The organism is Methylobacterium sp. E-066, assembly GCF_022829635.1.
Classification (GTDB): Bacteria; Pseudomonadota; Alphaproteobacteria; order Rhizobiales; family Beijerinckiaceae; genus Methylobacterium.
In genome coordinates, this window is the sequence record NZ_JAKSYO010000172.1 from 132059 (window position 1) to 146515 (window position 14457).

Below are 14457 nucleotides of genomic sequence, written 5' to 3' on the forward strand. Positions count from 1 at the left end.
AGTTCGGCCCGTTCTCGAGGTCGCGAGGTGGGGTCCGCGGCCCTTTCACGGAAGACAGAGGCCCGATCGGAAGCCTCGTCAACCGGATTGGAGCGATCCGAATGCGGTTCCGTTCGTTTCCCCCGGCCTACGCCCGCGCTTTGAGGTCCCATGCCGCCCCGCCGACCGACCATTATTCTGGCACGAAGCGTCCTCGCTCTCGGGCTCTGCGCGATGGTGCCTACGCCCGCCTCAGCTGCCGAAGCTCCGGCCGTGCCGGTGCCGCCGCCGCTTCCGCCGGAGCGGCCGAGCGAGCTGAAGCCGGCCCAACCGGCGGAGCAGAAGCCCCCGACATCCGAAGCCGCAACGCCGACACCGCCGGTCCGGCCGGCCGAGCTGACGCCGCCGACCAAGGATGCGGCCCCGGAGGCTCAGAAGCCGGAGATCCCAACGCCGCCGCCGACGCCGCCGGAGCGGCCGCCGGAACTCTCCGGCGAGGCGGCGCTGGCCCTCAAGGTGGCGCCCCCGGACGACACCGCCTGCCGCGCACGCCTCAAGCGCCTCGGCGTCGCGTTCGAGCCGCTGCCGCCCATCGCCGAGGGCCAATGTACGGCGCCGCTGCCGCTGAAGGTCACCAAGCTCGCCGACGACATCGCGCTGCCCGGAGGCGCGACGCTGACCTGCCAGGTGGCCGAATCCTTCGCCCGCTGGGCGACCGAGGTGCAGGTCGTGGCCGAAAGGACGCTCAAGCATCCGCTCACCGGGCTCGAACTCGGCGGCACCTATGTCTGCCGGGGCCAGAACCACGATGTCGATGCCAAGCTGAGCGATCACGCCTTCGCGGCCGCCGTCGACGTGATGGGGTTTTCGTTCGCCGGCCGTGCCAGCATCCCGGTCAAGGCGATGCCGGCGGGGACTGAGGACACTGAGTTCCTGGCCTCCGTCCGCGGCAAGGCCTGCGGCTTCTTCCGCACGGTGCTGGGCCCCGGCAGCAACGCTGCCCATGCCAACCACTTCCACTTCGATGACCGCGAGCGCAACGCCGGCCATCGCCTGTGCGAGTAGCGCGGCCGTGGCGGCGGAACGTTCAAGCCCGCTCGATACTTGTGCGACCGGAGCGCGCCCGCTTCCGGAGAACTTGACGGCGATGACGCAGAGATCCACGCGGCCGGTTTGCGCGGCTCTGCTGGCGATGAGCCTCACGGCATCGGTAGCGTCGGCGCAGCCGGACAAGGCGCCGGCCCTGACCGCGGAGGCGATCAACGCCGCAACTTTTAAGCCGCCGGAGGCCGACAAGCCGGATTCGAAGAAGGCCGAGACCAAGAAGTCCGGCAAGAAATCCCGGAGCGCTAAAAAGACAGACGACAAACCCGACCCGCTCATCGTGAAGGCGCAGGTCCTGCTCGACCGAGCCCGGTTCTTCCCGGGCGCGATCGACGGCCTGAAGGGCGAGAACTACCAGCGCGCCCTCTCAGCCTTCGCGGTGGCCCAGGGCCTGCCCGCCACCCAGGACCTGACGCCCGAGCTCTGGGACAAGCTTCAGGCCACGAGCGACAAGCCGGCCGTCTCCGACTACGCGCTCACCGAGGCCGACGCCTCCGGTCCCTACGTGGAAAAAATCCCGCCCAAGATGGAAGAGCAGGCCGATCTCAAGGAACTCGGCTACACCAACCCGCGGGAGATGCTGGCCGAGCGGTTCCACATGAGCCGCGACCTCGTCAGCGCGCTCAATCCGGGCAAGCCCCTCGACAAGGCCGGCGCGTCGATCACCGTGGCGGCGGTGGATCCGATGGGCACGGACAAGCCGAAGGGCAAGGATCTGCCGCAGGAGCCCAAGGTCGAGCGGATCGAGGTCGACAAGTCGAGCCGCGACGTGCGCGCCTTCGGGGCCGACGGCAAGCTCCTCGGCTATTACCCGGCCTCGATCGGCAGCACCGAGAAGCCGGCGCCGAGCGGCGAGACCAAGGTGAAGGGCGTCGCCTTCGACCCGGACTACACCTACAATCCGAAATACGCGTTCAAGGGCGTGAAGACCAAGCAGAAGTTCTCGATCAAGCCGGGGCCGAACAACCCGGTCGGGCTCGTCTGGATCGACCTCGCGATCCCGAGCTACGGCATCCACGGCACGCCCGAGCCCGAGAAGGTCGGCAAGACCGAATCCCACGGCTGTATCCGGCTGACCAACTGGAACGCCCGCGACCTCGCCGCCCACGTGAGCCGGGGCGCCAAGGTGTCCTTCAAGGATGATTGAGCCGAGGCGCGCGTTGTCCGGGCGCGAATGCCGACAAAAATGTATCGCCGGTTAACATCGATGCGGTCATTGATCGGGGAACGGCCAGCGAACGCTTGACACATCCGGTATTCCGGGCGACGCCACAGGTGGTCTCGCGGACCGCCTGGCGATGCCGCCTCGGCGCTTCCCAGCGCTGCTCTTGCGGCTCGCGAGGCGTATCAATGGCACGGCAAGATCCCCGGTACGGGGGCGATCGAAGGGAAGACGGCCCGGCGTGACTGCTGACCCCAACGATGACGTTCTGAACGGCGTCCGTGTGCTCGTCGTCGAGGACGAAGCCGCGATCTCGATGCTGCTCGAGGACATGCTGCTCGACTTCGGCTGCGCCGTGGTCGGTCCGGCCGCACGCCTGTCGACCGCCCTTGAGATGGCGTCGCAGGAGACGTTCGAGATCGCGATCCTCGACGTGAACGTCGCCGGGGAACCGATCTACCCGGTCGCCGAGGCGATCGTGCAGCGCGACCTGCCGCTCGTGTTCTCTACGGGCTACGGCGGCGCCGGCATCCGCGAGCCGTTCCGCGACCGTCCCGTGGTCCAGAAGCCGTTCAGCCAGGCCGATCTCAAGCGCACGCTGATCAGCGCGATCCGCGCCGCCCGGGGCTGACGAAGTCCCTTACAGCCCCTCGATGGTGAAGACCTCCGGCACATGCACCGGCCATTCGCCGGGGCCGATGAACACCGCATCGGCCCGCAGGGTCATCCCCGCACACCAGGGATTGCGGCCGACCCAGGCCCGCGCGGCGCGAGAGAAGCGCCGCCTCTTGGCCGCATCGATCGCCACGCGTGCGTCATCCAGGCTCGACCGCGCCTTCACCTCGACGAACACGATGGTGCGCGGCCGGCGGACGATCAGGTCGATCTCGCCGCCAGCAAAGCTGACCCGGCGCTCCAGCGGCCAGTAGCCCTTCAGCAGCAGCGCCCCCATCGCCAGCCATTCGGCCCGGTGTCCGCGCAGATGGGCGGCGCGACGCCGCAACGCTTGGTCCGGCACGGCTCAGCTCAACCCTGGCTGTCCCGGGCGAGCACCAGCGCCCGGGCATAGATGGCGCGGCGCGGCTGCCCGGTCTCGTCCGCGACGAGGCTCGCCGCATCCTTGATCGAATGCCGTTCCAGCGCAGTGCGGATCAACCCGTCGAGGGCGGCATCCCCCTCGGCTGGGCGGTCCGGCGTGATCGCGGCGCCGATAATCACGACGATCTCGCCCTTCGGCGCGCCCTCTTGCCCGAACCGCTCACTGAGAGAGCCCAGCGTATCCCGGCGGATCGTCTCGTAGAACTTGGTCAGTTCCCGGGTCACCGCGGCCGGACGGTCGGCACCGAGCACCGCGGCGGCATCGGCCAGCATCTCGGGCAGGCGGTGGGGCGACTCGAACAGGACCAGCGTGCCCGGCACCTGGATCAGGGCTTCGAGCCGGTTGCGCCTTGCCCCGGCCTTCTGGGGCAGGAAACCCTCGAAGAAGAACCGGTCGGTGGGCAGGCCGGCCGCCACCAGGGCGGTCATCACGGCCGACGGCCCGGGCACCGGCGTGATCGCGATCCCGGCCTCGATCGCCGCCTGGACGAGCTTGTAGCCGGGATCCGACACCAGCGGCGTGCCGGCATCCGAGACCAGGGCCAGGGCCTCGCCGGCCTGGAGCCGCGCCACCATCCGGTCGCGCACCGCCTCGTTCGAATGCTCGTGATAGGCGAGCAGCGGCGTGGTGATGCCGTAATGCGCCAGCAGCGTCCGGGTCACGCGGGTATCCTCGGCCAGCACCGCATCGGCCGCCGCCAGGGTCGCGAGCGCCCGGATGGTGATGTCGCGGAGGTTGCCGATCGGCGTCGCCACGATATGCAGCCCCGGCGACAGCGGCTCCGTCTCGCTGGCCAGCCCGAAGGCCGTGAAGGTGGTGTTGCGCGGACGGTCCGCACCCGGCTTGTGAGACGTGGGTTTTGTTGAGATCGGGGGCCCCGGGGCATCGAATCGGCGTGTCATCGCGGGCGATCTTGCCACACTCCGCACCCGACGTCGCGGTCGCGCGTCGAGACCGGGGGCAAGTCGCCACCGGCGCGTTTACATTTGAAAACTGCCCGGTCAGGTTGTTTGCGCCTGCCCGAAGGAGACCGCGCCATGGCGCGTCCGAAGTGTCGGCGGGACCGTCTCGCGCGCGTCGCCGCCCTGACCGCCATCCTCGGCGCCTTGTCGCCGACGCTGGGCGGCTGCCTCGGATTCGGCGGTTCGAGCGTGTCCCGGCGCGCGCCTCCCGCCCGGGCCGAGCTGTCGCCGCCGGCGGACGTGCCGCTGGGCGTCACCCCGGCGAGTCCGGCCGGCTCCCCACCTCCTCTCACGCCCGCGGCTGCGGGCGGCAACCGGATCGGTTCGGGAACCGTGAAGGTCGCGCTGGTCCTGCCGCTCACCGGCACCGGCGTGGCGGTGGGCAGCGCAATGCGCAACGCCGCCCAGCTCGCCTATGACGAGGGGCAGCAGCCGGACCTGACCATCCTGGTCGAGGACGACCGCGGCAGCCCCGACGGCGCCCGGGACGCGACACAGGACGCCCTGAAGCAGGGGGCCGACATCGTGCTCGGTCCGGTCTTCGCCGCCAACGTCCAGGCCGCCGCCGTACCGGCCAAGGCCGCGGGCAAGCCGGTGATCGGCTTCTCGACGGACGCCTCCGTGGCGTCCCGGGGGGTCTATCTGCTGAGCTTCCTGCCGCAGCCGGAGGTCGACCGGATCGTCGACGAATCCGTCGCGGACGGAAAGCGCTCCTTCGCGGCTCTGATCCCGGAGACGGCCTACGGCAACGCGGTCGAGGCCGAGTTCCGCGAGGCCGTGGCCCGCAAGGGCGCCCGGGTCGCGGCGGTGGAGCGCTACGCCACTGGGGCACCGGGGCCGGCGGTCGAGCGGCTGGCGCGGGTCATCACCGGGGCCGGGGCCACGGCCGACGCGCTGTTCATCCCGGAGACCGCCGAGGCCATGCCGGCGGTCGCCGCTGCCCTGACCAAGGCCGGCTACAACCCCGCCCGGGTCCGGCCGATCGGCACCGCCCTCTGGAACGAGCCGGCCCTGTTCGCGCTGCCGGCGCTCCAGGGCGGACGCTTCGCCTCGCCCGACCGGAACGGGTTTTCCAATTTCAGCGGCCGGTATCAGGCCCGGTTCGGCTCGGTGCCGCCGCGGGTCGCCTCGCTAGCCTACGACGCGGTGATGCTGTCGGCTGCGCTGACCCGGCAATACGGCTCGCAGCGCTTCGCCGAGACGACGCTGACCAACGCGTCGGGCTTCGCCGGCACGGACGGCACCTTCCGGTTCCGCCCGGAGGGCCTGAGCGAGCGGGCGCTCGCCGTCTACGAGATCCGCAACAACGCCGCGCCCGTGGTCAGCCCGGCACCGCGCGTTTTGGCGAAGCCGGGGACTTGATCAAAGCATCGTCCCGAATTCGGTCACGGTACACGACAGATACCGGCTGATACACGCTATCAGCGTCTATCCCACCCACGACCTCATCCTGAGGTGCTGCGCAGCAGCCTCGAAGGAGCGCTCCAGGGATCGCGCCGCTGGCTGGAGGCCTCCTTCGAGGCCTCCGCTGCGCTCCGTCGCCTCAGGATGAGGGGATTGGCTTGGAGGGGCGCCGATCAGGAAGGTCAGGCACAGGCGAGCCCTGGTCGTGTCTCGCACGGGTCCACTACCCGGAACGATAAGCTATGCCGCCAGCTCGGCCACGAGGGCGTTGAGCACCGGTGCCCCGCGGGGCGTGGCGGCGATCCGGCCGCCGGGCAAGCGATGCAGCAGGCCGTCGCCGATCAGCATGCCGATGCGGTTGCCATTAAGCGGCCGGCCCTTCAGGGCGGCGTAGCGCTCGGGATCGATCCCCTCGGCCAGCCGCAGGCCCATCACCAGAAACTCGTCGGCCTGGTCGGCGGGCGAGAGCGTCTCAGTCTCGACGATGCCATGGCCCTCGCGCTCGACCTTCGCGAGCCAAGCCTCCGGGCCGCGCTCGGTGACGGTGCCAAGCCGTCCCTCCGGCGTCACCAGCCGGCCATGCGCCCCGGGGCCGATGCCGGCATATTCGCCGTAGCGCCAGTAAAGCAGGTTGTGCCGGGATTCGGCGCCCGGTCGGGCGTGGTTGGATATCTCGTAGGACGGCAGGCCGGCCTGTCCGCAGACCTCCTGGGTCACGTCGTAGAGAACCCGGCCAGTCTCGTCGTCCGGGGTCACCAGCTTGCCGGCGGCGGCGAGGCCGTGGAACGGCGTGCCGGGCTCGATGGTGAGCTGATAGAGCGACAGATGCTCGGCGGCCCGCCGGAGCGCCTCGGTCAATTCAGCCCGCCACAGATCGGGCGTCTGGTCGGGCCGAGCATAGATCAGGTCGAACGAGGTTCGCTCGAACACGGCCTGGGCGATGCCGATCGCCGCGAAAGCCTCCTCGGCATTATGCAGCCGGCCAAGTCTTTTCAGGGAGGCGTCGTCGAAAGCCTGAACGCCGAGGGAGACGCGGTTGACCCCGGCGGTCCGATAGCCGCGAAAGCGGCCGGCCTCGACGCTCGACGGGTTGGCCTCCAGGGTGATCTCGGCATCGGGCGCCATCGCCCAGTGGCCGGCCACCGCGTCGAGGAGCCCCGCTACCGTCGCGGGCTCCATCAGCGAGGGCGTGCCGCCGCCAAGAAAGATGCTGGTGACGGTGCGGTCGGGCGTGCGGGCGGCATTGTGGGCGATCTCGGCCCGGAAGGCGTCGAGGAAGCGCGGCTGGTCCACGCCCCCGTGCCGGACGTGGCTGTTGAAGTCGCAATACGGGCACTTCGCGGCGCAGAAGGGCCAGTGCAGGTAGATCCCGAAGCCCGCGTCGCGGGTCGGATGGTCCGGGCCGGTCGAAGTCATGATCGACGGGATGTGCGCGTGCCGGCCCGGTTTGGCAATCAGGGTGCCGACGCCAGGCAGGCGCGGCTCAACAGCACGAAGGCGCGAGCCCGGTGCGACAGCCCCTCCCCCTTCTGCCAATCGACCCCGTGCTTCTCCTCGGCGCTCATCTCGCCGAAGGTCCGGTCATGACCGTCCGGCTGGAAGATCGGATCGTAGCCGAAGCCGGCATCGCCACGCGGCGGAACGAGCGCGCCGAACACGCGGCCCTCGAACAGCTCGGTATGGCCGTCCGGCCAGGCGAGCACGAGGGCGGAGACGAAATGCGCCTTCCGGTTCGACGCCCCGCGCTGCTCCAGCTCGGAAGAGATCCGGGCCATGGCGCCGGAAAAGTCCTTGGCCGGGCCGGCCCAGCGGGCGGAGAAGATGCCCGGCGCCCCGTCGAGCGCGTCGACGCACAGGCCGGAATCATCGGCGAAGGCCGGCAACCCAGTCGCCTTCGCGGCGGCGTGGGCCTTGATAGCGGCGTTCTCGGAGAACATCGTGCCGGTTTCGTCGGGCTCGGGCAGGCCGAGCTCGCCGGCCGAGACCGCCTCGATCCCGAACGGCGCCAGGAGTTCGCGCATCTCCGTGAGCTTGCCGGCATTGTGTGTGGCGATGACCACCTTGCCGGTCAGCCTGCGGTTGCCGCTCCGTTGTGGGCTCACGCGATCGCCTCCTTCTGGAGCGCCACAAGCCGGTCGGTGCCGGCGCGGGCGAGACGCAGCAATTCGAGGAGCTGCTCTTCGGAGAACGGCTCCATCTCGGCGGTGCCCTGCACCTCGACGATGCCGCCCCTGCCGGTCAGCACGAAGTTGGCGTCGGTCTCGGCCGCCGAATCCTCGGCATAGTCGAGGTCGAGCACGGGCGTGTTCTTGTACAGGCCACAGGACACGGCGGCGACATGGTCGCGCAGCGGGTCCACCGAGATGATCGAGCGGGTGCGCATCCAGGCGAAACAATCGTAGAGTGCGACCCACGCGCCGGTGATCGCGGCGGTGCGGGTGCCGCCATCGGCCTGGATCACGTCGCAATCGACCGTAACCTGGCGCTCGCCCATAGCGGGGAGGTTCGTCACCGCCCGGAGCGAGCGGCCGATCAGGCGCTGGATCTCCTGGGTGCGGCCCGACGGTTTGCCCGAGTTGATCTCGCGCCGGGTCCGGTCGTGCGTCGCGCGCGGCAACATGGCATACTCGGCCGTGATCCAGCCCTTGCCGGAGCCGCGCAGCCACGGGGGACCGCGCTCCTCGAGGGAGGCGGTGCAGAGCACGCGGGTGTTGCCGAAGCTGACCAGGCACGAGCCCTCGGCGTAGCGCGAGACCGCGCGCTCCAGGGTGACGGGCCGCAGCTCGTCGGCGGCGCGCTTCGAAGGCCTCATCGCGGGCCCTTTCTGATGAGAGAGTGAGGGCCGGGCTCTTAGGCCGCGGAGCCTGCGCGGGCAAGCATCGCCGCAAGGATTGCTCCCCGGACACCGGGCGGACATGATCGCACGACAGGATGACCGCGTGACCGACCCGAACACCCCCTTTCCGCTCGATCCTTCGATGCAGGCTCTCGCCGCCCTCAACGAGCGCGCCCGCGAGATCTTCCGGCAGATCGTCGAGAGCTACCTCACGACCGGCGAGCCGGTGGGATCGCGCAACCTGGCGCGCATCCTTCCCATGGCGCTGTCGCCGGCCTCGATCCGCAACGTCATGGCGGATCTGGAGCATTCCGGCCTGATCTTCGCGCCCCACACCTCGGCCGGCCGCCTGCCGACCGAGCTCGGCCTGCGCTTCTTCGTCGACGCCATGCTCGAACTCGGCGATGTCGGCCAGGAGGAGCAGGCCCGGATCGAGGCGGAGATGCGCGCCGCCGCCTCCGGGCACACCTTCGATTCGGCGCTGGCCGCAGCCTCGACCATGCTGTCGGGCATCTCCCGCGGGGCCGGCGTCGTGCTGACCACCAAGGCGAACGTGCACCTCAAGCATATCGAGTTCGTCCGCCTCGATCCGGCCCGGGCCCTGGTGGTGCTGGTCTCGGATGACGGCTCGGTGGAGAACCGTCTGGTCGACCTGCCGCCGGGCCTGCCCGCCGGCGCGCTCCAGGAAGCGACGAATTTTCTCAACGCCCGCCTGCAGGGCCGCACCCTCGGGACCCTGCGGGCCGAGATCGAGGCCGGCCGCACCGCGATGAAACGGGAGCTCGACGCGCTGACCGAGCGCCTGGTCGATGCCGGCCTGGCGACCCCGGTGGGCCCGAGCGAGGCCCGTCAGCTGATCGTGCGCGGCCAAGCGAACCTGCTCGACGACCTGCGCGCCGTCGAGGATCTCGAACGCATCCGCCTGCTGTTCAACGACCTGGAGACCCAGAAGGACGTCATCGACCTCCTGGCCCGGGCCGAGGGCGGCGAGGGCGTACGGATCTTCATCGGCTCGGAGAACAAGCTGTTCTCGCTGTCCGGCTCGTCGCTGATCGCCGCGCCGTTCCGGGACGGGTCGCAGAAGATCGTCGGCGTCGTCGGAGTGATCGGCCCGACGCGGCTGAACTACGCCCGCATCGTGCCGATGGTCGACTACACCGCCCGCGTGGTCTCGAAGCTGCTCGACGGCGGGCGATGATAGCCCGGCTCAGGCAGTGCGCACGGTGTGCAGAAACCCGGCGACCTCCCGGGTGAGCTGCGCCGATTGCCGCGACAATTCGGAGGCCGCGGCCAGCACCTGATGGGCCGCCGCGCCGGTCTGCTCGGCCGCGTCGGCGACCCCGGTGATGTTGGTGGTGACCTCGTCCGTCCCGCCGGCGGCCTGGCCGACATTGCGGACGATCTCTTGGGTGGCCGCGCCCTGCTGTTCCACCGCCGCCGCCACCGCGCCGGTCACTTGGTTGAGGTCGCGGATGCGCGTGACGATGCCGCCGATCGCCTGGGCGGCGTGATCGGTCGAGCCCTGGATCCGGCCGATCAGGCCGGTGATCTCCTCCGTCGCCCGGGCGGTCTGCGCGGCCAGTTCCTTCACTTCGGAGGCGACGACGGCAAAGCCACGGCCCGCCTCGCCGGCGCGCGCCGCCTCGATCGTCGCGTTCAGGGCCAGGAGGTTGGTCTGGGCCGCGATGGTGGAGATCAGCCCGACCGCATCGCCGATCTTCGAGACCGCCTGGGCCAGTTCCTGCACCAGTTGTCCGGTCTGGTCCGCCTCGCCGACGGCCGCTTGCGCGAGGCTCGCCGAGCCTTCGACCTGCCCGGCGATCTCCTGCACGCTGCTGCCGAGTTGCTGGGCGGCCGCGGCTACAGTCCGGACGTTGGTCGCGGCCTCCTCGGCCGCTGAAGCGACGCTGGTCGATTGCGCCGCCGCCTGGGTCGCGCTCGCCGTCAGGGTCTGCGCCGTCGCCTCCAGCTCGGTGGCGGAGGATGAGACCATGCCGACGATGCTGCCCACCGCCCGCTCGAAGCCGTCGGCGAGCGCGATCATCGCGCGCTTGCGCTCGGCCGCGGCGGCTTCGTCGGCAACACGCTTCGCCTCGGCCTCGTCGCGGGCCTTCCGGGCGACCAGCGCCTTGATGCTCTCGACCGCGCGGCCGACCAGGCCGATCTCGTCGCTGCGCTTGGCCTCGGCGATCTCGGTATCGATTTCACCCTGGCTCATGCGCTGAAGCGCTTCGACGAGGCGGTTCAACGGACGCGACACGGTGACGGTCATCAGCCGGCCGACCACGAGACCGAGTACCACCAGCGCGATCAGCGTCGCCGCCGCCAGCAGGAGGGCCAGACGATCGACCGGCGCGAAGGCCGCGGCCTTGTCGACCGAGAGAGCGACGAACCAGTCGATAGAGGCCGGCAGGTTGGGGACGCGGGCGAAGACCGTGAGCGTCGCCCGGTCGCCCTCCCGGGTCTCCGACACCTGCTCGCCGATCGTCGGCAGCGGCCCGGAGAGCAGTTCCGACAGCGGCTTGCCGATCAGCTCAGCGCGCGGATGGATCAGCACCTTGCCGGAACCGGAAACCAGATAGGCGTAGCCGTTCCCACCAGTGGCCACCGCGCCGATCATCCGGGCCAGCGCGTCGGAGTTGAAATCGCTGCCGACCACGCCGTGGAACGTTCCCGTCTCGTCCACCACCGGAGCGGCACCGGTGATCGTGAGCTTACCGTTGCTCGAGCCGATATAGGGCTCCGTCAGGAACGGGCCTTTGGCGGCCTCCACGCCCTTGTACCAGGGGCGCTGGCGCGGATCGTAGCCTGCCTTGACCTCGCCCTTCGGCATCCGCGTGTATAACCCGTCGGTACGGCCGAAGAAGTTCATCAGAAAGGCGTCCAGCGCGATGGGCGCGCCGAGGACGCGACTCGCCTCTGGGCCTGGCCCCACGGTGACGACCTCCTGTGCCATGAGCTGTGTCAGATCGAGCTTGCCCCGCAGCCAATTGCCGACGCTCTGCGCCGCCGAGGCGCTCAAGTTCGTCATGGTGAGCGCCACGTTGCCCCGCAGGGCACCCGCCTGGACGACGTAGATGTAGGTCGAGGAGGCAACGAAGACCGCGCAGACGATCCCGAGGATCAGGAGCGTCGCGCGGCCGGCCAGGCCGAGGCGCGGATGCGGGATCGTCGCAGGCTCGGGCGCGTTGCCGCCAAGGTCAGACACGCCGGTCTCCGCGAATCGAGGATGACAAATCTATTTCTGCAGCAAAGGTCGCGCTTTCCGAAGTCACCGTCCAGTGCCGTTGACGGCGTCCCACGAAAATCCAAGCTTCAGAAATCGAAATCTTGAGATTGAACCGACCTCATGGTCATTAGAAGATGCAAGCATCCGGCAGAAAGATACGACAAACGACCCGATCTGACCAGATTTCCCGTTGCGAGGCGATTTTTTGATCGGACGGGAAGTAAGGGAAGAATATCTACGTTCCTGGGTCACCACTGGAAGAAAGCGCCGACGAGGGTCCTGCGGAAAATAGCCACCGTCTCTTGGTGACCATGTCCGTCTCCCAGCCGGCATTCTAAGATGGCACGTCGGCGGCTCAGGCGGCGCGCACGGTGTGCAGGAAGCGGGCAATCTCCGCGTCGAGCTGCGCCGATTGCCGCGAAAGCGCGGAGGCCGCGTCCAGGACCTGATGGGCCGCATTGCCGGTCTGCTCGGCCGCCTCGGCGACGCCGGTGATGTTCGTCGTCACCTCGTCCGTGCCGCTCGCCGCCTGCGTGACGTTACGCACGATCTCCTGGGTCGCCGCGCCCTGCTCCTCGACGGCCGCCGCCACCGCGCCGGTCACGTCGTTGATGTCGCGGATGCGGATCACGATCCCGCCGATCGCCTGCGCGGCGTGATCGGTCGAGCCCTGGATCCGGCCGATCAGGCCGGTGATCTCTTCCGTCGCCCGGGCGGTCTGCGCGGCCAGTTCCTTCACTTCGGAGGCGACGACGGCGAAGCCTCGGCCCGCCTCGCCGGCGCGCGCCGCCTCGATCGTCGCGTTCAGCGCGAGAAGATTGGTCTGCGCCGCGATGCTGGAGATCAGCCCGACCGCGTCGCCGATCTTGGACACCGCCTGGGCCAGTTCCTGCACCAGCTGTCCGGTCTGGTCCGCCTCGCCGACCGCCGCATGGGCAAGGCTGGCTGAGCCGCCGACCTGACTGGCGATCTCCTGCACGCTGGAGCCGAGTTGCTCGGCGGCGGCTGCGACGGTGCGGACGTTGGTGGCGGCCTCCTCAGCCGCCGCAGCGACGCTGGTGGATTGGGCCGCAGCTTGCGTCGCAGTGGCGGTGAGGGTCTGCGCGGTCCCTTGAAGCTGCGTCGCCGAGGACGCGACCATGCCGACGATCGCGCCCACGGCCCGTTCGAACCCATCCGCCAGCGCGATCATGGCGTGCTTGCGCTCGGCCGCAGCGGCCTCGTCGGCCAGGCGCTTCGCTTCAGCCTGCTCCGCTGCCTTCTGCGCGACCAGCGCCTTGATGCCCTCCACGGCGCGGCCGACCATGCCGATCTCGTCGTTGCGCCGCGCCTCCGCGATGTCGGTATCGAGCGCGCCCTGGCTCATCCGCTGCAGAACCCCGACCAGGCGGTTCAGCGGACGCGACACGGTGACCGTCATCAGCCGGCCGATCACGATCGCGAGGACGAGGAGCACGAGAAGGGTGGTCACCGCCAGGTCCCGCGCCAGGGCCGTGGTCGGGGCCAACGCCGTGGCGCTATCCACTGAGAGGGCGACGTACCAGTCGAGCGACGGCGGCAGGTTCGGGACGCGGGCGAACACCGTGAAGGTCGCCCGGTCTCCCTCGCGGGTCTCGGCCAGGCTGCTGCCGATCTTCGGGAGCGGCCCGGACAACAGGTCCGACAGCGGCTTGCCAATCAGTTCCGCCCGCGGATGGACCAGCACGGTTCCGGAGCCCGACACCAGGTAGGCGTAGCTTGTGTCACCGGTTGCGACCTCCGCGATCATCCGGGTCAGGGCGGCGCTGTCGAAATCGCCGCCGATCACGCCGAGGATCGCCCGGTTCTCGCCGAGGATCGGCCCCGCCGCGGTGATGGTGACGACATCCGTTCCGGCCGAGGTGTAGGGCTCGGTCAGCACCGCTTGTCCCGCCGCCAGGGCATCCTTGAACCAGGGCCGCTCACGCGGATCGAAGCCCGCGGGCAGCTCCGTCTTGGGCATCTCCGTGAAGAATCCGTCCACACGGCCGAGATAGGCGCTGAAGAAGACCTCGCGTGCCAACGGCAAGCCGAGCACGTCGTCCGCCTTGGGCCCGACGCCGACGACCGCGATCTGCTGCGCCATGAGCTGCGTCAGTTCGAGCTTGCCGCGCAACCAGTTGCCGACACTCCGCGCAGAGGCGGCACTCAGGCTGGACATGCTGGCGTTGAGACTGGTCCGCAGGGCGGCGGATTGCGTGGCGTAGAGGTAGGCGGAACTCGCCGCGAAGGCGGTGCACACCACAGCGAGGATCAGGAGCACGGCACGACCGGACACGCCGATGCGCGGGCGCGGGAGGCCGGCAAGTCCGGCCGCCTTGAAATCGGGTTCCGACATGCTTCGTCCCTCATCTGTCTATGAACGATCGGCCATCCCGCAGGCCCCGCGTGCCAAGTCCGGCAATGAACATCATTGCCCGTCATCGAAGCGCAAGTCCCAGGCACTCGACGTTGGATCGTCCGCCCAATCGTGACAGCGCTCGATGCAGACGCATCAGCTGTGCCGTTCGTTCTTTTAACCTCCCGGATCTTTCACGTTTCTTTCAACAGGCCGCCTCACATCGGTCAGGTTGTCAGATCCTTCTTCGTAGGTCTCGCAAAAATGCCCGATCGCCAGGCGTTCTACATCCTGGCGATCGGGCATTTGATGTGTTGACCCTTGCG

Annotated in this window: 12 protein-coding genes; 5 read left to right on the plus strand and 7 right to left on the minus strand. The window is 69.4% G+C overall.

Going from position 1 to position 14457, the window contains the following annotated elements; genetic code table 11:
• Positions 1-150 precede the first annotated feature (150 nt).
• The 3 genes from MKL20_RS24285 (at position 151) to MKL20_RS24295 (ending at position 2876) form a co-directional block, all read left to right on the plus strand.
• Positions 151-1044, plus strand: coding sequence for an extensin family protein (locus tag MKL20_RS24285; RefSeq protein WP_244038826.1), 894 nt, complete (start codon positions 151-153; stop codon positions 1042-1044).
• A gap of 82 nt (positions 1045-1126) precedes the next feature.
• The gene (locus tag MKL20_RS24290; RefSeq protein ID WP_244038827.1) at positions 1127-2230 is read left to right on the plus strand and encodes a L,D-transpeptidase; all 1104 of its coding nucleotides are present in this window, start codon (positions 1127-1129) and stop codon (positions 2228-2230) included.
• Positions 2231-2486: 256 nt separating this feature from the next.
• Positions 2487-2876: a response regulator gene (locus MKL20_RS24295; protein ID WP_243961638.1), complete on the plus strand. Its 390-nt coding sequence runs from the start codon at positions 2487-2489 to the stop codon at positions 2874-2876.
• A gap of 9 nt (positions 2877-2885) precedes the next feature.
• Here MKL20_RS24295 and MKL20_RS24300 read toward each other — a convergent pair whose 3' ends face one another.
• The gene (locus tag MKL20_RS24300) at positions 2886-3263 is read right to left on the minus strand and encodes a YraN family protein (RefSeq protein WP_313902751.1); all 378 of its coding nucleotides are present in this window, start codon (positions 3261-3263) and stop codon (positions 2886-2888) included.
• 8 nt (positions 3264-3271) lie between these two features.
• A complete protein-coding gene (gene rsmI, locus MKL20_RS24305; RefSeq protein ID WP_244038829.1) occupies positions 3272-4246 on the minus strand; it encodes a 16S rRNA (cytidine(1402)-2'-O)-methyltransferase in 975 nt (324 codons plus the stop codon).
• 135 nt (positions 4247-4381) lie between these two features.
• Here rsmI and MKL20_RS24310 point away from each other — a divergent pair, with 135 nt between their 5' ends.
• Positions 4382-5668, plus strand: coding sequence for a penicillin-binding protein activator (locus MKL20_RS24310; protein WP_244038830.1), 1287 nt, complete (start codon positions 4382-4384; stop codon positions 5666-5668).
• Positions 5669-5950: 282 nt separating this feature from the next.
• On the opposite strand, the gene hemW is transcribed toward MKL20_RS24310, so the two are convergent.
• From hemW to rph, 3 genes are read right to left on the minus strand one after another with little or no spacing between them, the layout of a single operon-like run.
• Complete coding sequence (hemW, locus tag MKL20_RS24315) at positions 5951-7126, minus strand: radical SAM family heme chaperone HemW (RefSeq protein WP_244038831.1); 1176 nt, start codon at positions 7124-7126, stop codon at positions 5951-5953.
• A gap of 38 nt (positions 7127-7164) precedes the next feature.
• Positions 7165-7812, minus strand: a complete 648-nt coding sequence (gene rdgB, locus MKL20_RS24320) for an RdgB/HAM1 family non-canonical purine NTP pyrophosphatase (RefSeq protein ID WP_244038832.1) — start codon at positions 7810-7812, stop codon at positions 7165-7167.
• Positions 7809-8522, minus strand: a complete 714-nt coding sequence (gene rph, locus MKL20_RS24325; RefSeq protein WP_243961623.1) for a ribonuclease PH — start codon at positions 8520-8522, stop codon at positions 7809-7811. The genes rdgB and rph overlap by 4 nt, the downstream gene beginning before the upstream one ends.
• Before the next feature lie 166 nt (positions 8523-8688).
• On the opposite strand from rph, the gene hrcA reads away from it, so the two are divergent.
• Positions 8689-9744 carry a heat-inducible transcriptional repressor HrcA gene (hrcA, locus tag MKL20_RS24330; RefSeq protein WP_244038971.1) on the plus strand — a complete coding sequence of 352 codons (1056 nt, stop codon included), beginning with the start codon at positions 8689-8691 and terminating at the stop codon, positions 9742-9744.
• Positions 9745-9753: 9 nt separating this feature from the next.
• On the opposite strand, the gene MKL20_RS24335 is transcribed toward hrcA, so the two are convergent.
• Positions 9754-11754 (minus strand): methyl-accepting chemotaxis protein, encoded by a 2001-nt coding sequence (locus MKL20_RS24335; protein ID WP_244038833.1) that lies wholly within the window; start codon positions 11752-11754, stop codon positions 9754-9756.
• A 376-nt stretch (positions 11755-12130) separates the two neighbouring features.
• Positions 12131-14131: a methyl-accepting chemotaxis protein gene (locus tag MKL20_RS24340; RefSeq protein ID WP_244038834.1), complete on the minus strand. Its 2001-nt coding sequence runs from the start codon at positions 14129-14131 to the stop codon at positions 12131-12133.
• Positions 14132-14457: the final 326 nt, after the last annotated feature.

Bases quoted from the DNA above. Each gene is read 5' to 3' on its own strand.
- MKL20_RS24340 (WP_244038834.1), bottom strand. From the start codon at position 14,131: ATGTCGGAACCCGATTTCAAGGCGGCCGGACTTGCCGGCCTCCCGCGC.
- MKL20_RS24310 (WP_244038830.1), top strand. From the start codon at position 4,382: ATGGCGCGTCCGAAGTGTCGGCGGGACCGTCTCGCGCGCGTCGCCGCC.
- hrcA (WP_244038971.1), top strand. From the start codon at position 8,689: ATGCAGGCTCTCGCCGCCCTCAACGAGCGCGCCCGCGAGATCTTCCGG.
- rph (WP_243961623.1), bottom strand. From the start codon at position 8,522: ATGAGGCCTTCGAAGCGCGCCGCCGACGAGCTGCGGCCCGTCACCCTG.
- rsmI (WP_244038829.1), bottom strand. From the start codon at position 4,246: ATGACACGCCGATTCGATGCCCCGGGGCCCCCGATCTCAACAAAACCC.
- MKL20_RS24290 (WP_244038827.1), top strand. From the start codon at position 1,127: ATGACGCAGAGATCCACGCGGCCGGTTTGCGCGGCTCTGCTGGCGATG.
- hemW (WP_244038831.1), bottom strand. From the start codon at position 7,126: ATGACTTCGACCGGCCCGGACCATCCGACCCGCGACGCGGGCTTCGGG.
- MKL20_RS24285 (WP_244038826.1), top strand. From the start codon at position 151: ATGCCGCCCCGCCGACCGACCATTATTCTGGCACGAAGCGTCCTCGCT.